The 20,533-nt window shown below is 61.5% G+C and carries 19 protein-coding genes and 1 tRNA gene; 1 reads left to right on the top strand and 19 read right to left on the bottom strand.

Features of this window, described 5'->3' with window-relative positions; genetic code table 11:
- Nucleotides 1-6: 6 nt before the first annotated feature.
- The 13 genes from nuoF to rlmE form a co-directional block, all read right to left on the bottom strand.
- Nucleotides 7-1,338: an NADH-quinone oxidoreductase subunit NuoF gene (gene nuoF, locus R3E77_08400; protein ID MEZ5499433.1), complete on the bottom strand. Its 1,332-nt coding sequence runs from the start codon at nucleotides 1,336-1,338 to the stop codon at nucleotides 7-9.
- Nucleotides 1,325-1,828 carry an NAD(P)H-dependent oxidoreductase subunit E gene (locus tag R3E77_08395; protein MEZ5499432.1) on the bottom strand — a complete coding sequence of 168 codons (504 nt, stop codon included), beginning with the start codon at nucleotides 1,826-1,828 and terminating at the stop codon, nucleotides 1,325-1,327. Before R3E77_08395 ends, nuoF begins: the two co-directional genes overlap by 14 nt.
- On the bottom strand, nucleotides 1,828-3,081 hold the full coding sequence (locus R3E77_08390; GenBank protein MEZ5499431.1) for an NADH-quinone oxidoreductase subunit D: 1,254 nt from the start codon (nucleotides 3,079-3,081) through the stop codon (nucleotides 1,828-1,830). The genes R3E77_08395 and R3E77_08390 overlap by 1 nt, the downstream gene beginning before the upstream one ends.
- Nucleotides 3,074-3,760 (bottom strand): NADH-quinone oxidoreductase subunit C, encoded by a 687-nt coding sequence (locus R3E77_08385; protein MEZ5499430.1) that lies wholly within the window; start codon nucleotides 3,758-3,760, stop codon nucleotides 3,074-3,076. The genes R3E77_08390 and R3E77_08385 overlap by 8 nt, the downstream gene beginning before the upstream one ends.
- A 10-nt stretch (nucleotides 3,761-3,770) precedes the next feature.
- Nucleotides 3,771-4,262, bottom strand: a complete 492-nt coding sequence (locus R3E77_08380; protein MEZ5499429.1) for an NADH-quinone oxidoreductase subunit B family protein — start codon at nucleotides 4,260-4,262, stop codon at nucleotides 3,771-3,773.
- Nucleotides 4,253-4,621, bottom strand: a complete 369-nt coding sequence (gene ndhC / locus R3E77_08375) for an NADH-quinone oxidoreductase subunit A (protein ID MEZ5499428.1) — start codon at nucleotides 4,619-4,621, stop codon at nucleotides 4,253-4,255. Before ndhC ends, R3E77_08380 begins: the two co-directional genes overlap by 10 nt.
- A gap of 116 nt (nucleotides 4,622-4,737) precedes the next feature.
- Nucleotides 4,738-4,822: transfer RNA gene (locus R3E77_08370), tRNA-Leu, on the bottom strand.
- A 59-nt stretch (nucleotides 4,823-4,881) separates the two neighbouring features.
- Complete coding sequence (gene secG, locus R3E77_08365; protein ID MEZ5499427.1) at nucleotides 4,882-5,292, bottom strand: preprotein translocase subunit SecG; 411 nt, start codon at nucleotides 5,290-5,292, stop codon at nucleotides 4,882-4,884.
- A 5-nt stretch (nucleotides 5,293-5,297) separates the two neighbouring features.
- A complete protein-coding gene (gene tpiA / locus R3E77_08360; protein ID MEZ5499426.1) occupies nucleotides 5,298-6,053 on the bottom strand; it encodes a triose-phosphate isomerase in 756 nt (251 codons plus the stop codon).
- Nucleotides 6,054-6,135: 82 nt separating this feature from the next.
- The gene (glmM, locus tag R3E77_08355; GenBank protein ID MEZ5499425.1) at nucleotides 6,136-7,470 is read right to left on the bottom strand and encodes a phosphoglucosamine mutase; all 1,335 of its coding nucleotides are present in this window, start codon (nucleotides 7,468-7,470) and stop codon (nucleotides 6,136-6,138) included.
- Between the two features lie 9 nt (nucleotides 7,471-7,479).
- Nucleotides 7,480-8,301: a dihydropteroate synthase gene (gene folP, locus R3E77_08350; protein MEZ5499424.1), complete on the bottom strand. Its 822-nt coding sequence runs from the start codon at nucleotides 8,299-8,301 to the stop codon at nucleotides 7,480-7,482.
- A gap of 20 nt (nucleotides 8,302-8,321) precedes the next feature.
- The gene (ftsH, locus tag R3E77_08345) at nucleotides 8,322-10,259 is read right to left on the bottom strand and encodes an ATP-dependent zinc metalloprotease FtsH (GenBank protein MEZ5499423.1); all 1,938 of its coding nucleotides are present in this window, start codon (nucleotides 10,257-10,259) and stop codon (nucleotides 8,322-8,324) included.
- Between the two features lie 44 nt (nucleotides 10,260-10,303).
- Nucleotides 10,304-10,930 carry a 23S rRNA (uridine(2552)-2'-O)-methyltransferase RlmE gene (rlmE, locus tag R3E77_08340; protein ID MEZ5499422.1) on the bottom strand — a complete coding sequence of 209 codons (627 nt, stop codon included), beginning with the start codon at nucleotides 10,928-10,930 and terminating at the stop codon, nucleotides 10,304-10,306.
- 36 nt (nucleotides 10,931-10,966) lie between these two features.
- Here rlmE and yhbY point away from each other — a divergent pair, with 36 nt between their 5' ends.
- A complete protein-coding gene (gene yhbY, locus R3E77_08335; GenBank protein ID MEZ5499421.1) occupies nucleotides 10,967-11,269 on the top strand; it encodes a ribosome assembly RNA-binding protein YhbY in 303 nt (100 codons plus the stop codon).
- Nucleotides 11,270-11,285: 16 nt separating this feature from the next.
- Here yhbY and greA read toward each other — a convergent pair whose 3' ends face one another.
- The 6 genes from greA to dnaK all read right to left on the bottom strand — a co-directional run bounded on the left by greA (nucleotide 11,286) and on the right by dnaK (nucleotide 20,509).
- Nucleotides 11,286-11,762, bottom strand: coding sequence for a transcription elongation factor GreA (greA, locus tag R3E77_08330; GenBank protein MEZ5499420.1), 477 nt, complete (start codon nucleotides 11,760-11,762; stop codon nucleotides 11,286-11,288).
- Entirely contained in the window at nucleotides 11,759-14,986 is a 3,228-nt protein-coding gene (gene carB / locus R3E77_08325) for a carbamoyl-phosphate synthase large subunit (protein MEZ5499419.1), read from the bottom strand. Before carB ends, greA begins: the two co-directional genes overlap by 4 nt.
- Nucleotides 14,987-15,044: 58 nt before the next feature.
- Nucleotides 15,045-16,229, bottom strand: a complete 1,185-nt coding sequence (carA, locus tag R3E77_08320) for a glutamine-hydrolyzing carbamoyl-phosphate synthase small subunit (GenBank protein MEZ5499418.1) — start codon at nucleotides 16,227-16,229, stop codon at nucleotides 15,045-15,047.
- Nucleotides 16,230-16,507: 278 nt separating this feature from the next.
- Nucleotides 16,508-17,332, bottom strand: coding sequence for a 4-hydroxy-tetrahydrodipicolinate reductase (dapB, locus tag R3E77_08315; protein ID MEZ5499417.1), 825 nt, complete (start codon nucleotides 17,330-17,332; stop codon nucleotides 16,508-16,510).
- Nucleotides 17,332-18,471: a molecular chaperone DnaJ gene (dnaJ, locus tag R3E77_08310; GenBank protein ID MEZ5499416.1), complete on the bottom strand. Its 1,140-nt coding sequence runs from the start codon at nucleotides 18,469-18,471 to the stop codon at nucleotides 17,332-17,334. Before dnaJ ends, dapB begins: the two co-directional genes overlap by 1 nt.
- Before the next feature lie 79 nt (nucleotides 18,472-18,550).
- A complete protein-coding gene (gene dnaK, locus R3E77_08305) occupies nucleotides 18,551-20,509 on the bottom strand; it encodes a molecular chaperone DnaK (GenBank protein MEZ5499415.1) in 1,959 nt (652 codons plus the stop codon).
- Nucleotides 20,510-20,533: the final 24 nt, after the last annotated feature.

The raw sequence follows: 20,533 nt of genomic DNA, 5'->3' as shown, positions 1-20,533 counted from the left end.
CGTTCCTCAGGCTGCCACACGGGTGGCATCGCCGACGATGCTCTTGCCGCCATTGGCAATCATGTACTCGAACTCGTGCCGGAAGTGCTTGAGAAAACTCTGAACCGGCCATGCTGCCGCATCGCCAAGGGCACAGATGGTGTGCCCTTCGATTCGATTCGCGACATCGAGCAGAAGGTTGAGGTCATCCATGCGCCCATGCCCAGCCATGATCCTGCGCAACATGCGGTTGAGCCAACCCGTACCTTCGCGGCACGGCGTGCACTGCCCGCAGGACTCCGATTTGTAAAATCTCGACAAACGCTCGAGGACGCGCACCATGCAGGTTGTTTCGTCCATGACGATGACGGCCGCCGATCCCACAGCCGATCCTGCCGCGCGCAGCGAATCGAAATCCATGTTGGTTCGAAGCATGATTTCGCCCGGCACTACTGGCACGGACGATCCGCCCGGGATGACTGCTTTCAGCTTGCGCCCGCCGCGTACGCCACCGGCATACTGCAGCAGTTCGGCGAAGGGCACGCCAAGCGGCAGCTCGAAGTTGCCTGGGTTTTGCACGTGCCCCGAGACGGAGAAGATCACCGTACCGCCCGAATTCTGCGGGCCCAGCGCCGCAAACCACTCCGGGCCCTTGCGAAGGATGGTCGGAACCGAGGCATAGCTCTGCGTATTGTTGATGGTGGTCGGCTGTCCATAGAGGCCGAAGTTGGCCGGAAAAGGCGGCTTGAATCGTGGCTTGCCCTGCTTGCCTTCGAGGGATTCGAGCAACGCGGTCTCTTCTCCGCAGATATAGGCACCTGCGCCAACAAAACAGTGCAGGTCGAAATCGATGCCCGAACCGGCAATATTCCTGCCAAGGAGGCCAGCCGCATATGCCTCGCGTAACGCTGCCTCGAATCGCGGGATCGGCTCGCCCAGGAACTCGCCGCGAATGTAGTTGTAACCGACCGTGGCATTCATGGCGTAACCGCCTATGGCCATGCCTTCGATGAGCGAATGCGGATTGAAGCGCAGGATGTCCCTATCGTGGCAGGTACCGGGCTCGCTCTCGTCGGAATTGCAGACGACGTATTTTTGCATGTCGGCATTGCGCGGCATGAAGCTCCACTTGACGCCTGTCGGGAATCCGGCACCACCACGCCCGCGTAGTCCCGACGCCTTGACGGCATCGATGATTTGCTCACGCGGGGGTTTCTCGCGCAGGATTTTCTCCCATACTGAATAACCGCCAATGCTGCGATAAACCGGCAGAGTCCATGATTCGTCGAGATGCAGTGGCTCGAAAACCACCAAATTGCGTTTGTCGGCGTAGCTGTCCATGAAATCAATCGAGCCCATCGAGAATTTGGTCCAATTTCTCGGGCGTCAGGTATTCGTGAAAATGATGGTCGATCATCGCCATCGGAGCCCCGGTGCAGGCCGCAAGACACTCTTCCTCGCGCTTGAGGAATATTCGGCCGTCCGCAGTGCTCTCGCCCACCTTGATGCCCAGCTTGCGTTCGGCATGTGCAAGCAGGTCTTCACCACCGTTCAACATGCAACTGATGTTGGTACAGATGCTGACATGGTGGCGTCCGCATTGGTGGGTTTCGAACATGGAATAGAAAGTGGCTACCTCGTAGACCTGGATAGGCGGCAGCTGCAGGTAATCCGCCACGGCGTTCATGAGCGCGACTGTCAGATGTCCGTCGTTCTGTTCCTGTACCACACGCAAAGCGGAAATCACGGCAGACCGGTGTCGCCCTGGCGGGAACTTGGCAACCCAGTGATCGATTTCCTTGCGTGTTGTCTCGCTCAACAGCGAAACTTGGCCAGCTGCATCTGACATCAGCGATCGATCTCCCCGAACACGATATCCTGCGTTCCGATGACTGCCACGACGTCGGCCAGCATGTGGCCCCGCACCATTTCATCGAGCGCCGCCAGATGCGCAAATCCCGGTGCACGGCACTTCAACCGATAGGGCTTGTTGGCGCCGTCCGAAACCAGGTAGACGCCGAATTCACCCTTGGGCGCTTCGACAGCGGCATAGCACTCACCTTCCGGCACGCAATAGCCCTCGGTGAACAACTTGAAGTGGTGGATGAGCGACTCCATGTCGCCTTTCATCTCGGCGCGGCGCGGCGGCCTCACTTTACGGTCCTCAAGCATCACCGGACCGGGGTTGGCCTTCAGCCAGTCGATGCACTGTCCAATGATGCGATTCGACTGTCGCATCTCCTCGATACGCACGAGATAGCGGTCGTAACAGTCACCATTGACTCCAACCGGAATGTCGAAGTCCAGGCGATCATAGACTTCGTAGGGCTGCTTCTTTCTCAGGTCCCATTCGACGCCGGAGCCGCGCAACATTGGTCCTGTGAACCCGAGCTGCTGGGCTCGCTGCGGTGAAACCACGCCAATGTTGACGGTGCGCTGCTTCCAGATGCGGTTGTCGGTAAGCAGTGTTTCATACTCGTCGACCGCGGCATCGAATCGGCTAACGAAATCCGCGATGAATTCGAGCAGTCCGCCGCTTCGCGCTTCGTTCAGCCGCGCTGCATCCGATTCGCTGCGCCACCGCGAAGCCTGGTACTTCGGCATTGTCAGCGGCAGATCGCGGTACACGCCTCCCGGCCGGTAATAGGTGGCGTGCATTCGTGTTCCCGAGACCGCCTCGTAACAATCCATGAGGTCTTCACGGTCACGAAAGCAGAACAGGAACACTGTCATGGCACCGATGTCGAGTGCATGCGCGCCAAGCCACATCAGGTGGTTCAGGATGCGGGTAATCTCGTCGAACATCACGCGGACGTACTGCGCCCGCAACGGCGCCTCGATGCCGAGCAATCGCTCGATTGCGAGCACATAGGCGTGTTCGTTACACATCATCGAAACGTAATCGAGCCGATCCATGTATCCGATCGACTGGTTGAACGGTTTGGATTCGGCAAGTTTCTCGGTGCCGCGATGCAGCAGACCGATGTGCGGATCAGCCTTTTGGACGACTTCGCCATCGAGCTCGAGCACCAGACGCAGCACCCCATGCGCAGCCGGATGCTGCGGACCGAAATTCATCGTGTAATTGCGGATCTCAGACACCGCTCTTGCCATCCTTCAGGGCTTCGTCATAACGGTTGTCGCGACGAATGACTTTCGGGACCAGGGTCCGGGGCGCGATCGTCACCGGTTCGTAGACAACGCGTTTCTTGACCGGGTCGTAGCGGACCTCGACATTGCCGACGAGTGGGAAATCCTTTCGAAACGGGTGGCCGACGAACCCATAGTCGGTCAGGATTCGACGTAAATCGGGATGACCACGAAACAAGATTCCGTAAAGATCGAAGGCCTCGCGCTCGTACCAGTTTGCCGACGCCCAGACATCAACGACCGAGTCCAGCATCGGCTCCTCATCGCCTTCGCAAAAGACCCTGACGGTCAGGCGCTGGTTCTGGGAAATGGAAAGTAGCTGGTAGATCGCAGCAAACCGCGGTCCGGGCGCTTCTTCCTGCTCCGGGTGCAGCCGATGCACGCCGCGCGAGAAGCCGCTGCGCGTCGCGCCCAGCGTCTTCCACTCGTCATCGCCGTACTGAAGATAGTCGATACCAGCAATGTCCAGGAGCATTTCGAATCGCAGCTGCGGGTCATCGCGCAATTGCAGCGCAAGTCCGCGCCAGCGCGGCGAGGCGATGTCGACACCCAGCCCGCCGCATGCGAGATAACGTGTTTCGCCAGTCATCGCCTGCAGGGCTGTGCGCAATTGCTCGGCGTTGTCACTCATCGGCGTTGGATCATCTGGCAATAGTGCTCGTGCGAGCGATCTTCTTCTGCAACTGGATGATGCCGTAGATGAGCGCTTCCGCGGTTGGCGGGCAACCCGGCACGTAGACATCGACTGGCACGATTCGGTCGCAGCCTCGCACGACCGAATATGAGTAGTGGTAATAGCCGCCACCGTTCGCGCAGGAACCCATGGATATGACCCAGCGCGGTTCGGCCATCTGGTCGTAAACCTTGCGCAGCGCCGGCGCCATCTTGTTGACCAGTGTACCGGCGACGATCATGACGTCGGACTGCCTGGGGCTCGGCCGGAACACGACTCCGAACCGATCGAGGTCATAGCGCGATGCGCCCGCCTGCATCATCTCTACGGCGCAACACGCCAGACCGAACGTCATCGGCCAAAGGGATCCGGTACGCGCCCAATTGACGAGGTCATCCAGGCGGGCCGTCAAATAGCCGCGCTGCGCAAAACTCTCAGGGCTGTCGGCTGCTAATCCCACTCCAACGCGCCTTTCTTCCAGTCGTAGATGAAGCCGATGACGAGAATGAGCAGGAACAGGCCAATCGCAATGTTGCCTGCAGCGGGCAAACCAGTGAAGGTCACGGCCCAGGGGAAGAGAAAGGCGATTTCCAGGTCGAATACGATGAAAACGATAGCTACCAGATAATAGCGAACGTCGAACTTCATCCGCGTGTCTTCGAAGGCTTCGAAGCCGCATTCGTAAGCGGATAGTTTCTCTGGATCGGACGGAGCCCGAGAGAAATACCGGCCAATCAGCGTACCCAGCAGCAGAAGCACCACTGCCAGGCCGCTGGCAACCACCAAAAATATGAGGATCGGCAGGTATTGTTTGAGCATCAAGCAAACCGCGAAAAGGGCATACGGATCATCCGCTTGAATGCTCCGCTGCCCCGTCAGGCCGCCATTGTAGCAGGCAGTGCAACGGCATTGCAGTACAGCGGTTGATGTTGCATTGGTGCCGACGGGGAGACTCGAACTCCCACGGCTTGCGCCGCTAGCCCCTCAAGCTAGTGTGTCTACCAATTCCACCACGTCGGCATAATCTCAGCGATAGGTTCACGCGATCGTTTCGCCACCCGATACCCGTTCGCAGGCGACTAAGGGTTTGGCGGTGCCGGAACCTGCTGGGTCGCGGAATCTTCCGTCGCGGGTGCGGGCACTGAGTCGTCGATTACCGATGCCGGCGCATCTTGCGCAGCGGGTACGGTAGCCGCGGCCGGCGCTTGCTCCGTGACTGCAGCTGCCTGGTCCAGAATGCTGGTCGGCTGGTCGGTCTTGCGCGAACCCATATAAGCCAGGACCAGGCTGTTGATGATGAAGACCGCAGCAAGAATGGCAGTGATGCGCGACAGTCCCGTGCGGGCGCCACGCGCACCGAAAACCGTGCCTGAGGCACCGGCACCGAAACCGGCGCCCGCCTCCGCACCTTTGCCGCGCTGTATCAGTACAAGTGCAATGATCGCGGCCGAGACCAGGAACTGAAGTATTGTCAGCGTCGTTCGTAGCATGTTGATCAACCGTTAGCCGCGCCGAGTATCGCCAGAAACTCCTCGGCATTGAGTGACGCGCCGCCGATCAAGCCACCGTTGACATTAGGCTGTGCGAATAGCTCTGCAGCATTGGCCGCCTTGACACTACCGCCATACAGAATGCGCACGTCGGCCGCTATTTTAGCATCCTGACGCCGCAATCGCTCGCGGATGAAGGCATGTACGTCCTCGGCCTGGGCGGGCGTCGCCGTTACACCGGTGCCGATCGCCCATACCGGTTCGTAGGCAATCACTGCCGCGGCGAAACTGGCCACGCCGGCAAGTTGCAGTACGGCATCCAGCTGGCGGCCAACGACCTCGGTCGTGGCGCCGCGCTCGCGCTCCTGCAGCTGCTCGCCGACGCAGAGTATCGGTGTCAGCCCCTGGCCCTGGGCAGCGCTGAATTTTCTTGCGACCAGCTCATCGGTCTCGCCATAGAGGCTACGTCGCTCCGAATGGCCAACGATCGCCCAGGTCGCGCCGACATCGCTCAACATGGCCGCCGATACTTCGCCGGTGAACGCGCCTGCGGCTTCGGCGCACACATCCTGTGCACCGAGTGCGATCCCCGAGCCCGCCAGCGCCCGCGCAAGGTCCGCGAGGTAAACGAACGGCGGGCAGATAACGCATTCGGCCGAATCGGACGGCGCTTGTCCGGCGAGGATGCGCTCTATGAGTTCGCGGTTTGCAGTGCGCGAGCCATTGAGCTTCCAGTTTCCGGCAACGATGGGGCGAGGCATTGGATTCTCCGGTCCAGCCGGACGCAAAGGCGCGCGATGATAGCGGCCGAGAGCGGCCGGCGCAACGCCGGCAACGCGCGTTTCAGGTGATCGCGCGCTCCACGCTCGCCGCGAGAGTTTTTGCCTCGAGGGTCGCGGTCGCGGCGTCGCGGGCTTCTACCATGACGCGTATGACGGGCTCCGTGCCGGAAGCTCGCAATACCACGCGACCCTCCCCCCCGAGCCTGGATTCGGCGGCCGCCACCGCCGTGCCTATTTGCGGCACCTGCTGCGGATCGACCCGTCGTGGTACACGCACGTTGTGCATGACCTGCGGGAAATGCACGAATCCGGCCCCGAGTTCGGCCAGCGTTGATCCGGTCTCGCGCATGATCGCAAGGACCTGCAGCGCCGCGACCAGCGCATCACCCGTGGTGGTGCGATCGAGGCACAGGATATGACCTGACGTCTCCCCGCCGATCGTACCACCGGTTTCGCGCAACATGGCGAGCACATAGCGATCACCTACCGCCGCGCGGCGAAAGCCTATCCCGAGATCCTTCAGCGCGAGTTCCATACCGAGGTTGCTCATCAATGTACCGATGACGGGACCAGGTAGCTGTCTGTGCAGGTGCCGATGACGCGCGATCATGAATATGATTTGATCACCATCGACCGTGCGGCCGAGTTGATCGACCATGACGAGTCGATCGCCATCACCATCGAGTGCTATGCCAACATGCGCGTGAACCCCAGGCACCGTCAATTGCAACAGTTCCGGTGAAGTCGAGCCACAGCCGGCATTGATGTTTCTGCCATTCGGGGAGCAGCCGATCGGGATGATTTCGGCGCCAAGGTCAGCGAGCAGACGCGGGCCGACTTTGTAGCCCGCGCCGTTCGCGCAATCGATCACGATTTTCATGCCCTCGAGGTTCATCCCCTCGGGTAGGCTCGCGGCACAGAATTCCTGGTACTGCGTGCGCGACTTGTCGACGCGACGGGCACTGCCAAGTGCAGTGGACTCGCGGGTGAGCGCGCCGCGCTCAAGTTCAGCCTCTATTTGTGATTCGAGTTCGTCACTGAGTTTGCCGCCCTCGCTATCGAAGAATTTGATGCCATTGTCGTCATAGAGGTTGTGCGAGGCGCTGATCACTACGCCGAAACGGCACTTGAACTTGCGTGTCAGGTAAGCGATACCCGGCGTTGGCAGGGGTCCGATGAGCAAGACATCGACGCCGGCCGCAACGAATCCGGCTTCGAGTGCCGCTTCGAACATGTAACCTGACAGTCGAGTGTCCTTGCCGATCAACACGGTGCCGCCCTGCGGCGCAAGCACGCGCGCCGCCGCGCTTGCAAGCTGCAAGGCGAAATCGACAGTCATTGGGTGTTGGCCGACACGACCGCGAACGCCGTCGGTACCGAAATACTTGCGCGTCACCTGCTCTCCCTATGGCTTCAACGCCACTGCAATCGAAATCGCATCGCGAGTGGCTGCAACGTCATGCGCCCTGACGATGGCAGCGCCTCGCTCCACAGCAAGCGCGGCCAGCACTGCGCTACCCGACGTGCGTTCGCCCACTTCCCTCCCGGTCAACAGGCCGAGGATGGACTTTCGCGACAAGCCGACCAGCACCGGGTAACCGAGCTGTGTCAACTCGCCGAGTTCGTTCAGCAATCGAAGATTGTGCTGCAGCGATTTGCCAAAGCCAAATCCGGGGTCGACCACCAGACGCTCCGGCGCAATGCCAGCGTCGAGACAAGTCTGCACCCGATCCTGCAAGAACGCTTTGACTTCGGTCACGACATTGTCATATGCGGGTGCGGTCTGCATGCCCTTTGGGTCCCCCTGCATGTGCATCAGGCACACCGCGCACTGACCGCTCGCAGCGGCTGACAGCGCGCCCGGACGGCGCAAGGCGCGGACGTCGTTGATCATGGCGGCGCCTTCCGCGGCGGCAGCGCGCATCAGCGACGGCGTGGAAGTATCGACCGACACGCGCAGCCCCCGCGCCACCAGCGCCCGCAGAACCGGCAAGACTCGACTCGCTTCCTCATCCGGCGTGACCGGCGAGGCGCCCGGTCGGGTTGATTCACCGCCGATATCGATCAACGTGGCGCCGGCAGCGACCATGGACTCCGCCGCTGCGACAGCCGCGCCCGAGTCCATACCAAAGCCGTCGCTCGAGAATGAATCCGGCGTGAGGTTGATGATGCCCATGATGACGGGCGCGGAGAGACTCAGCGGTCCATCAGCACACTGCAGCAACACGTCGGTGCGCGCGGGAGAAGCTAGCGCGTCTGCCCTGCCGCCGGTCCGATTGGCTTGCTGGATGGCTGCGCCGGTTCAACGCCAACCTGGCCGCCCTGGTCGTCACCATCGCCACGGCCGATGCTGTCGTCCCAGTCGCTGGGTTGGCGCGGCTCCTTGCCGGCCATGATGTCCTGCAGCTGCCCTTCGTCTATGGTCTCGTACTTGACGAGAGCACTGGCCATCGCATGGAGTTTTTCGATGTTGGTCGCGAGAATCTCACGGGCGCGATCGTAATTGGATTGCACGACGCGGCGCACTTCCTGATCGATCGCATGGGCTGTTTCGTCCGACACCTGCTTGTGCTGCGTCACTGTTCGGCCAAGGAAGACTTCGCCGGACTCGTCGGAATACGTAAGCGGGCCCAGTTTATCGGACAAACCCCACTTGGTGACCATGTTGCGCGCAAGCTCCGTTGCACGCTCGATGTCGTTGGACGCGCCGGTCGTCACGGAGTCGGGGCCGAATATGATTTCCTCGGCGATGCGTCCGCCAAATAGCGTTGCGATAGCGCTTTCGATGCGCCGCCGCGAAAAGCTGTACCGGTCCTGCTCGGGCAGGAACTGTGTTACGCCGAGAGCACGGCCGCGGGGAATGATCGTCACCTTGTAAACGGGGTCGTGCTCGGGAACCGTCATGCCGACGATCGCGTGACCCGCTTCGTGGTAGGCAGTCATTTTCTTCTCTTGTTCGCTCATGACCATGGAACGCCGCTCGGCGCCCATCAGGATCTTGTCCTTGGCACGATCGAATTCGTCCATCGAAACAGTGCGTTTGTTGGCACGCGCTGCAAACAAGGCTGCCTCATTGACCAGATTCGCAAGATCGGCGCCCGAAAATCCCGGCGTGCCACGTGCTATCAGGGCCGGCTTGACGTCATCGCCCAAGGGAACTTTGCGCATGTGCACGCGCAGGATCTGCTCGCGGCCGCGTACATCGGGCAGCGGCACGACGACCTGGCGGTCGAAACGACCAGGTCGCAACAGTGCTGGATCCAGTACGTCCGGCCTGTTGGTAGCCGCTATGACGATGATGCCTTCGCTGCCCTCGAAACCGTCCATCTCGACCAGCAACTGGTTGAGGGTCTGCTCGCGCTCGTCATGACCGCCGCCGAGTCCGGCACCGCGATGCCGCCCTACGGCGTCAATCTCGTCTATGAAGATGATGCACGGGGCGTGCTTCTTCGCCTGCTCGAACATGTCGCGCACCCGTGATGCGCCAACGCCCACGAACATCTCGACGAAATCCGAACCCGAGATGGTGAAAAACGGAACCTTGGCTTCGCCGGCGATCGCGCGTGCGAGCAGCGTCTTGCCGGTACCAGGCGAGCCGACCATGAGCACGCCCTTGGGAATCTTGCCGCCGAGCTTCTGGAACTTGCCTGGATCCTTCAGGAACTCGACGATCTCCTGCACTTCGTCCTTGGCTTCCTCGACACCGGCAACGTCGGCGAACGTGACATTGACCTGGTCTTCATTGAGCAGGCGTGCACGCGATTTGCCGAAAGACATTGCGCCGCGTCCGCCGGCCGAACCCTGCATCTGCCGCAGCACGTACACGAACACCATGATCAAGAGCAGCGCCGGCGCCAGCTGCAGCAACAACTGCGCGATGAAATTCGGTTCCTTGGGCGGTCGGCCTTCTATCTTGACATGGTGTTTGTCGAGCAAACCAATGAGCGCCGAGTTGTCGGTTTCCGGGTTGAATACCTTGAAGCGGCTCTGGTCGGTGCGCGAGCCATAGATCTCTTCGCCCTGCAGGACGACCGAGTCGACGCGATTTGCCCTCACTTCTGTGAGGAATTCCGAGTACCGCACCGGCTGGGGCTGGCCTGCGGTGGGCATGAAACGCGAAAAAATGACCGTCAGCAAAACGGCGATCACGGCCCACAAAAGTATGTTCTTGGTCAGATCGTTCAAGCACACAACCTCGCCGGACGCAGTCCCGGCACTTGCGAGTCAACCTACACCATTCGCCAACCCCTCGCCAGCACATATAGCTCAGGACTACGGGCACGGGATGCGGCAGGTTTGGCAAATTTGACCTTGCCAAAGACCTTGCGGGCAGCCGCCACGAACTGCTCGAAGCCGGCACCCTGGAATGTCTTAATCAGGGCGGAGCCACCCGGTTTCAATAGCTGCCCGCAAATGTCCAGGGCCAGCTCGGCCAGGAGGAGCGAGCGCGGCTGGTCGATCGCGTCCATCCCCGAGAGATTCGGAGCCATGTCCGACAACACGACATCCACGCCGCGCGCGGGCAGCAACCGCAACAACGCCGACACGACCTCAGCGTCGTGAAAGTCCCCTTGCACGAATTCAACACCATTGATCGGTTCCATCGCGAGAATGTCACTGGCGACCACGAGCCCATGACGACCCACCTTGCGACGCGCATACTGGCTCCAGGCCCCGGGCGCCGCGCCAAGGTCGAGGCAGGTCATGCCCGGCGAGAGCAGGCGTTCGCGCCGGTCGATTTCCTCCAGCTTGAACGCGGCCCGTGAGCGCCAGCCCTCGCTCTGCGCACGCTGCACATACGGGTCGGAAAAGTGCTCGCGCAACCACTGCCGACTCGATTTGGAGCGTTTGGCCACCGCCTAGGTTCCGCAACCGGCTAAAATGCGCCCCACATGGCACTCAGCGAACGACAGAAGCGCCACCTGCGAGGTCTCGCACACGCTTTGCAGCCCGTGCTGTGGATCGGCCAGGCGGGAGCGAGCGAGGCGGTCTGCGCCGAAGCCGATCAACTGCTGGAAACTCACGAGCTCGTCAAGGTGAAGGTGCGGGCCGGTGACCGAAGCCTGCGCGCCGAGACGTTGCAGGAACTGACCACCCGGACCGGCGCCCAGCTCGTGCAACGCATCGGTAACGTTGCGGTGCTCTACCGCCGCAACCGGGAGCCGCTGCCGCGGGTCATCCTGCCCCAGACGTAACAGTCCCCGCCCCTGCCTACTGGTAGCGAACGGCGATGATTTCGTAACTGCGCGTGCCGCCTGGCGCAATCACGTCGACGACATCGCCGGCTTCCTTGCCGACCAGCGCCCGACCGATGGGCGATGTGATCGCAATCCGGCGCGACTTGATATCCGCTTCGTCCTCGCCCACGACCTGGTAGACGACGGACTCGCCCGAGTCCTGGTCCTCCAGCTCGACGGTCGCGCCAAACACGATCCGATCGGTTGCGGGTAGCTTGCTGACGTCGATGACTTCGAGGCTGCCAAGCAATGATTCGATCTCGCTGATGCGCCCCTCGATGAATCCTTGCTGCTCACGTGCCGCGTGATACTCGGCGTTCTCCGACAGGTCGCCATGCCCGCGCGCTTCGGCGATCGCCTTGATAACCCTCGGTCGATCCTCGGATTTGAGCCGCTTCAGCTCCGCACGCAACGCCTCGGCCCCGCTCGTTGTAATCGGGCGGCGCTTCACGAGACCCGCGCCTCTGTGTGCAGGTCCTGAAGGCGGTTGACATCGACCTCGGCCAGATGGTCGATTGCCTCGCTGCTCGCGAATGCACCGGCCATGGTCGTGTAGTAGGTGACGCGCCGGGCCACGGCTTCGCGTCGAATCATCTGTGACTCGAGTACCGCCTGCTTTCCTTCCGTGGTGTTGACTATGAGGCTGATCTGGTCGTTTTTGATCATATCGACAATATGGGGACGTCCTTCCCGCACCTTGTTCACGCGCTCACAGGCGATTCCAGCCGCACGCAACGCGGCCGCGGTTCCCGTGGTCGCGACGATCGAGAACCCCTGCTCGATGAGCCGCTGCGCCAAGCGCGTGGCAGCCGACTTGTCCTGCTCCCTCACACTGACGAAGCATACGCCCCTCGTGGGCAGTGTCACTCCGGATGCGAGCTGCGCTTTGGCATAGGCTTCGCCGAACGTGCGCCCCGTACCCATCACTTCGCCCGTGGATTTCATCTCGGGGCCGAGTATCGGATCCGCCTCCGGAAATTTGCCGAAGGGAAATACCGCTTCCTTGACGGAGAAATAGGCAGGCACACGCTCTTCGGTCAGTCCCATATCGGCCAGTTTTTGCCCCGCCATGACCAAAGCGCCAATCTTGGCGAGCGGCAGGCCGGTCGCTTTCGACACGAATGGAGCTGTCCGCGATGCACGTGGATTGACCTCGAGGACGTAGACGATCCCGTTCTGTACCGCGAATTGGACGTTCATGAGGCCGACCACGTGGAGCGCCAGTGCGAGCTTGCGGGTCTGCTCCTTGATCTGGGCCTGCACCGCGGCCGACAGACTATTGGGAGGCAACGAACAGCCGGAGTCGCCGGAATGCACGCCAGCCTGCTCGACGTGCTCCATCACGCCGCCAATCAATACGTCAACACCGTCGCAAACCGCGTCGACATCGACCTCGACAGCGACATCGAGAAAACGATCGAGCAGGACCGGACTGTCGTTGGACACCTTGACCGCATCGGTCATGTACGTGCGCAGGTCGGTCTCGTTGAAAACCACTTCCATGGCGCGGCCGCCGAGGACATAGGAGGGGCGCACGACCAGCGGGAAGCCAACTTCCTTGGCTAGCTGCAGGGCCTGCGTCTCGGTGCGCGCAGTGGCATTGGCCGGTTGCCGCAAGCCAAGCTGCGTAACGAGCGCCTGGAAACGCTCGCGATCTTCTGCAATGTCGATCGACTCCGGTGTCGTGCCGATGATCGGTGCCTTGGCTGCCTCAAGCGCACGGCACAAGCGCAAGGGCGTTTGACCGCCATATTGCACGATCACACCCTCGGGCTCCTCCTTCGCGATGACCTCCAGCACGTCTTCAAGCGTCAGCGGCTCGAAATAGAGGCGATCCGAGGTGTCATAGTCCGTGGAAACGGTTTCGGGATTGCAGTTGACCATGATGGTCTCGAAACCGGCTTCGCGAAGCGCTAGCGCAGCATGCACGCAGCAATAGTCAAACTCGATGCCCTGGCCGATGCGGTTTGGGCCGCCGCCGAGGATCATGATCTTGCGCCGCTCGTCAGGTTGCGCCTCGCACTCTTCCTCGTAGGTCGAGTAGAGATAGGCCGTTGTGGTTGCGAACTCGGCGGCGCAGGTGTCCACCCGTTTGAACACCGGTCGCACGCCATGTTGATGGCGCGCCGCCCTCACGGCACCCTCGGTTGTCTTCAGAAGCTGCGCAAGCCGTACATCGGAGAAACCCTGGCGCTTGAGGCTCCTCAAACGGTTCGCATCGAGTGCCGCCAAATTGCTGTCGGCGAGCTCCTGCTCCGCCTCGATCAGCTCCTCCAGCTGGGCAATGAACCAGGGATCGATGCCGGTCAGCTCGACCACGCGATCACGGCCCCAACCTGCCCGCAACGCGTCGGCAACATAGAGGAGCCGGTCTGGACCCGGTGAGCGCAGTTCGTAGATGAGCTGCCGCTCTTCGGCCTCGCCCAACGGCAGGGACAGCAATGGGTCGAGACCTACGAGGCCGGTTTCGAGTCCGCGCAAGGCCTTCTGGAGCGATTCCTGAAAGCTCCTGCCTATTGCCATCACTTCGCCGACGGATTTCATCTGGGTCGTCAGCCGATTGTTGGCAGCCGGAAATTTCTCGAAGGTGAAACGCGGAATCTTGGTGACGACGTAGTCGATGCTGGGCTCGAACGAAGCCGGCGTTGCACCGCCGGTGATGTCATTCTTGAGTTCATCGAGCGTGTATCCGATGGCAAGCTTCGCGGCGATCTTGGCGATGGGAAAGCCCGTTGCCTTCGAAGCCAACGCCGAGGAGCGCGACACGCGCGGGTTCATTTCGATGATGAGCAGCCGCCCGTCTTGCGGATTGATCGCAAACTGCACGTTTGACCCGCCCGTATCGACGCCTATCTTGCGCAGCACCGCAATCGAGGCGTCACGCAAACGCTGATACTCCTTGTCGGTCAGCGTCTGGGCGGGGGCAACCGTAATCGAGTCCCCGGTGTGCACACCCATAGGATCGAAGTTCTCGATCGAGCACACGATGATGCAATTGTCCTTGCGATCGCGTACGACTTCCATTTCGTATTCTTTCCAGCCCAGCACCGACTCCTCGAGGAGCACCTCGGAAGTCGGCGAAGCATCGAGGCCGCGCATGACGATGGCCTCGAACTCCTCGCGATTGTAGGCAATGCCACCGCCCGACCCGCCCAGCGTAAAGCTCGGACGTATGACGCATGGAAAGCCTATTTGCTCGAGCGCCCCAAGTGCCTCGTCCATATCGTGCGCCATGATCGAGCGCGGCGATTCGAGGCCGATTTCCGCCATTGCGTTGCGAAACAGCTCGCGATCCTCGGCCATGTCGATCGCCTCGCGCGAGGCCGCAATCATCTCGACGCCGAATTTCTCGAGAACGCCTTCGCGCACGAGGTCGAGGGAGGTATTGAGCGCCGTCTGGCCACCCATCGTCGGCAAGAGTGCATCGGGTCGCTCTTTTTCGATGATGCTGGCGATGGTGCGGCTGTTGATGGGCTCGATGTATATCGCGTCGGCCATCTCCGGGTCCGTCATGATGGTCGCAGGATTGGAGTTGACCAGGATGACCCGGTAGCCCTCTTCGCGCAGTGCCTTGCAAGCCTGGGCACCGGAGTAGTCGAACTCGCAGGCCTGGCCGATGACGATTGGTCCGGCGCCGATGATGAGTACGCTCTTGATGTCGGTTCGTTTGGGCATGTTCAGGCCTCGCGCGCTCCCGCTGAGTCGGGAGTGCGCCATGAATTACCGATTGCAGTTACCCTTCGGCCGCCTTGCGCGCGCCTTCACGGCGCAAGTCGCGCAATTTCTCCGCGAGTCGCCGCAGCATCAGCTGCGTAAAGCGTTCGAACAGATAGCGCACATCATTGGGTCCCGGGCTCGCCTCCGGATGCCCCTGGAAACCGAAAGCCGACCGATCGGTACGGGCAATGCCCTGCAGGGTGCCATCGAACAAGGAGCGATGCGTCGCCTGCAGGTTCTGCGGCAACGATGCTTCATCCACTGCAAAACCGTGGTTCTGGCTGGTGATGTGCACACGACCAGTCACCAGGTCCTGGACGGGATGATTCGCCCCGTGATGGCCGAATTTCATCTTGACGGTGCGCGCACCACTTGCGAGTGCGAGCAGCTGGTGACCGAGGCAGATGCCAAAAACCGGCAGGTCGGCCTCGACCAACTCGCGTATGGCGGCGACCGCATATTCGCAGGGCTCAGGATCGCCCGGTCCGTTCGAAAGAAAAATGCCATCAGGCTCGAGCTTGAGCACATCGGCCGCAGCGGTTTTCGCCGGCACGACGGAAATTCTGCAGCCGTATTCGGCGAGCAACCGCAGGATGTTGCGCTTGATGCCGAAATCGTAGGCCACCACATGGAGCCGCTGGTGCGCGCGCATTGCCGGTAGCCGGTGCTCCGGCCAGATGACACCTTCGTTCCACTGATAGCTCGCACGCGTGGTGACAACCTGCGCAAGATCCATGCCCTTGATACCCGGAAACTTGGCGGCCGCCCGCAGTGCCGCAGCCTTGCTGGCTTTCTCGCCGGTCATGATGCATCCGGACTGCGCGCCCTTCTCGCGCAAGACGCGGGTGAGTCTGCGGGTGTCGATGTCGGCGATCGCCACCAATCCGCTTTCGCGCAGGAAGGTGCCGAGATCACCCGTCATGCGCCAGTTGCTCGCGACTCTTGGCAGATCGCGTATGACGAGACCTGCCGCATGGACCTTCGCTGATTCGAGGTCTTCGGGCGTGACGCCGGTGTTGCCGATGTGCGGATAGGTCAGCGTGACGATCTGTCGCGCGTAACTCGGGTCGGTGAGGATTTCCTGGTAGCCGGTCAGTGCAGTATTGAAAACGACTTCGCCAGTGGTGTTGCTTTGCGCACCAATTGAACGGCCGTGAAACACAGTTCCATCGGCCAGAGCGAGCACTGCCGGTACCGTCACTCGGAGTTCCCTTTGCCCCGATGGCAGGCCTTGTTGATACGAGCGCGAGTCGCTGCTGCCATGGCGATGCGCTGATGCACAAAGCGGGAGGAGTTCTTGCGAACATCCTCCCGCCTTGCACGGACTAACCCGCTAATCGGATTACGCGGAAATTCTACGATCGGACCCCCCGGGTGTCCATGTAATTTGGGGGGCAATTCGTGGATTATGAGTGCTGTCAGTCGTTGGTTCACTTTACCTCGAAACAGTGCCACTATTACTCGATAACCTATTGATTCTTAGGCAACTACGTCCCGCATGTGGTAACGACCCGGCGGGCGTCCCCGCAACCAGGCGGCAGCGTGGAGCGCACCACGCGCAAACACCATTCTATCAGTCGCACTGTGGGCCAGGGTCAGTACCTCCGACTCGCCGCAAAACGCGACCTGATGCTCGCCGACAATACTGCCGCCGCGTTGGACCGCGAAGCCGATTTCCCCGCTGCGCCGCAGCTCATCCTTTCCCTGCCTCGCAAACCGGGCCACCTGGTCGAGGGACATCTGGCGGCCTTCCGCCGCTGCCCGGCCGAGCGCCAGGGCGGTGCCGGAGGGAGCGTCCCGTTTGTGCCGGTGGTGAGCTTCGAAGATCTCGATATCCCACCCTGCCTTCAGTGCCGCAGCGCTCTGGCGAACCAGCTCGATCAGCAAGTTGACACCAATGCTGGTATTGGCTGCGACCAGCAGGGGAATCGACCGGGCAGCCGCAGCGAACGACTCCTCGGCCTCGGGGTCGACCCCGGTCGTGCCGACGAGAAGTGGAACGCCGGCCGCCGCGCAAGCCGTCGCGTGCGCGGCAACCGAATCGGCGTGACTGAAATCGACCGCGACCTTGCAATGGCCTAGCGCCTTGTGCAGGTCATCGCTGACCGGGACACCGCCACGCACCGCGTCGGCGAGCTCGCAGGCATCGCGCCCGATGTACGGGCTGCCAACGCGATCAACCGCCGCACCGAGTCGCAGGTCGCCGGACTCGAGGCTCGCCCGTACCAGTGTCCGTCCCATGCGGCCCGCGGCACCGATGATCAGCAGCGGCTCGCGCACATCATCGGCCTGTGGGCCGGCCATCAGCCCGCACCGCCAGTGAAAAACCGACGGACACCGTCGAAGAAGGACTTCTCGCGTGGCGAATGCCGGTCGCCACCCGCTCGTAGCGATGCATCCAGCTTGCGCAGCAGTTCTTTTTGTTCGCTGCTCAGGTTGACTGGTGTTTCGACCATTACACGGCAGAACAAATCGCCCGCGGTCGCGCCACGCACCGGCTTGACGCCCTTGCCGCGCAATCGAAAAATCCGCCCCGACTGCGTGCCCGCGGGGATCTTGAGCATCACCTGCCCATCGAGCGTTGGTACTTCCACTGATCCGCCGATCGAGGCGGTCGCGAACGATACCGGCACTTCGCAGGACAGGTGCTCGCCGTCGCGCTCGAAGATGTCGTGATCGCCGACACGAATTTCGACATACAAGTCCCCCGGCGGACCGCCATTGGGTCCGGCTTCGCCTTCGCCCGCGAGTCGGATGCGATCACCGGTATCGACACCGGCGGGAATCTTGACCGAAAGCCGCTTGCTGCGCCGGATGCGGCCTTGTCCCAGGCAGTTGTCGCAGGGGTTCTTCACGACCTTGCCGCTGCCGCGGCACCGCGGACAGGTTTGCTGCAACTGGAAGAAGCCCTGTGACATGCGCACCTGGCCGTTGCCATTGCAGGTTGGACAGACCTCGGGATTCGAACCCTTTGCGGCACCTGTGCCACCGCATACGTCGCAGCTGACGAGTTTTGGAACTTCGATTTCGACTTCGTGGCCGAAGACGGCCTGACGCAGGTCGAGCGTCAGCTCATAGCGCAGATCTGCACCGCGAAATACCTGGTTGGCGCGGCCACGGCGCCCACCGCCGAAGATATCGCCGAATACCTCGCCGAATATGTCGCCGAAGGCGTCGCCTCCGGAAAATCCGCCGCCCGGCTGGCCGGCTTTGGCAGCCTCGACGCCCGCGTGGCCATGCTGGTCGTAGACGGCGCGCTGCTGTGCATCGGACAGCACTTCATAGGCCTCCTTGGCCTCCTTGAAATGCTCCTCGGCCTCCTTGTCGCCCGGGTTGCGGTCCGGATGGTATTTCATCGCGAGGCGCCGATAGGCCTTCTTGATATCGGCTTCGGCCGCATTGCGCGGTACGTCGAGAATTTTGTAATAGTCGCGTTTTGCCATCACTTGCCATCGGACAATACAAAGCCGCCGCGCCGGATGAGCGACGCGGCGGCCAGCTTACAAGACAGCGGCCTCGAGGTCAGGCCGACTTGCGTGGGCCTTTGTCGTCTTTGACTTCCTCGAACTCCGCATCGACCACGTCATCGCCTTTGCCGGCATCCGCGCCACCACCGGCCGCGCCCTGATCGCCACCTCCGCTCGCGCTGCCCGCCGCACCATCGCCCGCCGCATAGGCCTGCTGCATGATCTTGGCAGAGGCCGTAGCCAGCGCTTCGGTCTTCTTCGCGATCGCATCCTTGTCGTCGCCCTTCAAGACGGCCTTGAGGTCTGCGGCGGCCGATTCGACAGCGGCGCGATCCGCTCCGGCGACTTTCTCGCCGAGTTCGGTCAGCGTCTTCTCGACGCCGTGCAAGAGAGCGTCCGCCTGGTTTCGGGTTTCGACCAGCTCGCGGAACTTGCGGTCCTCGGCCGCATGTGCCTCGGCATCGCCGACCATGCGCTTGATTTCGTCCTCGGACAGTCCAGAGCTCGCCTTGATGACGATTTTCTGCTCCTTGCCCGTGGCTTTGTCCTTTGCAGACACGTGCAATATGCCATTGGCGTCGATGTCGAAAGACACTTCCACCTGTGGCATGCCACGCGGCGCGGGCGGTATATCCGTCAGGTCGAACTTGCCAAGGGACTTGTTCTCGCTGGCGCGCTCGCGCTCGCCCTGCAGCACATGAATGGTTACAGCCGTCTGGTTATCGTCCGCAGTCGAGAACACCTGCGACGCCTTGGTGGGAATCGTGGTGTTCTTTTCGATCAGCTTGGTACGAATGCCGCCGAGCGTCTCGATACCGAGGGACAGCGGCGTAACATCGAGCAGCAGGACGTCTTTGACATCTCCGGCGAGCACGCCAGCCTGGATTGCCGCGCCCACCGCAACAGCCTCGTCAGGATTGACGTCCTTGCGAGGCTCCTTGCCGAAAAATTCCTTGACGTACTTCTGCACCAGAGGCATCCGCGTCTGACCACCAACCAGGATGACCTCCGCCACCTCTGATGGATCGAGTTCAGCGTCCTTCAACGCCGTGCGGCAAGGTCCAATGGTGCGCTTGACCAACTCCTCGACGAGCGACTCGAGTTTGGCGCGCGTCAATTTGATATTGAGGTGTTTCGGACCCGATGCATCCGCGGTGATGTACGGCAGATTGACGTCGGTCTGTTGACTCGAAGACAGCTCGATCTTCGCCTTCTCCGCCGCCTCTTTCAGTCGCTGTACGGCCAGTGGATCCTTGCGCACGTCGACGCCGGATTCCTTCTGGAATTCGCCGGCAAGGAAGTCGATGATCCTGAGATCGAAGTCCTCGCCGCCCAGGAAGGTGTCGCCGTTGGTCGAGAGAACCTCGAACTGACGCTCGCCGTCGACTTCCGCGATCTCGATGATCGACACGTCGAAGGTGCCGCCGCCCAGGTCGTAAACCGCAATCTTGCGATCGCCGCCGGATTTGTCGAGTCCATAGGCAAGCGCTGCCGCGGTCGGCTCATTGATGATGCGCTTGACAGTGAGCCCCGCAATGCGACCCGCATCCTTGGTGGCCTGGCGCTGCGAATCGTTGAAGTATGCCGGCACGGTAATGACGGCTTCCGTCACGGGCTCGCCGAGATAATCCTCCGCGGTCTTTTTCATTTTCATGAGGACACGAGCGGAGATTTCCGGTGGTGCCATCGGCTTGCCATTGGCCTCCACCCAGGCGTCGCCATTGTCCGCCTTGGCAATCTTGTAGGGCACCATGTCAATGTCGCGGCGAACCACTTCGTCGTCGAACCGCCGGCCGATGAGCCGCTTCACGGCGAACAGGGTGTTCTTGGGATTTGTGACCGCCTGGCGCTTGGCGGACTGGCCCACCAGCACTTCGTTGTCCTTGCCAAATGCCACGATCGACGGCGTGGTGCGATCGCCTTCGCTGTTTTCGATTACGCGGGGTTTGCCACCTTCGATGACAGCAACACACGAATTCGTGGTCCCGAGATCGATTCCTATCACCTTGGACATTTCACCACACTCCGGAAATAGCTT

This window comes from Steroidobacteraceae bacterium, from assembly GCA_041395505.1.
Classification (GTDB): Bacteria; Pseudomonadota; Gammaproteobacteria; order Steroidobacterales; family Steroidobacteraceae; genus JAWLAG01.
The sequence above is the reverse complement of the archived record's forward strand: the minus strand, read 5'-3'. Positions and strand labels throughout refer to the sequence as shown.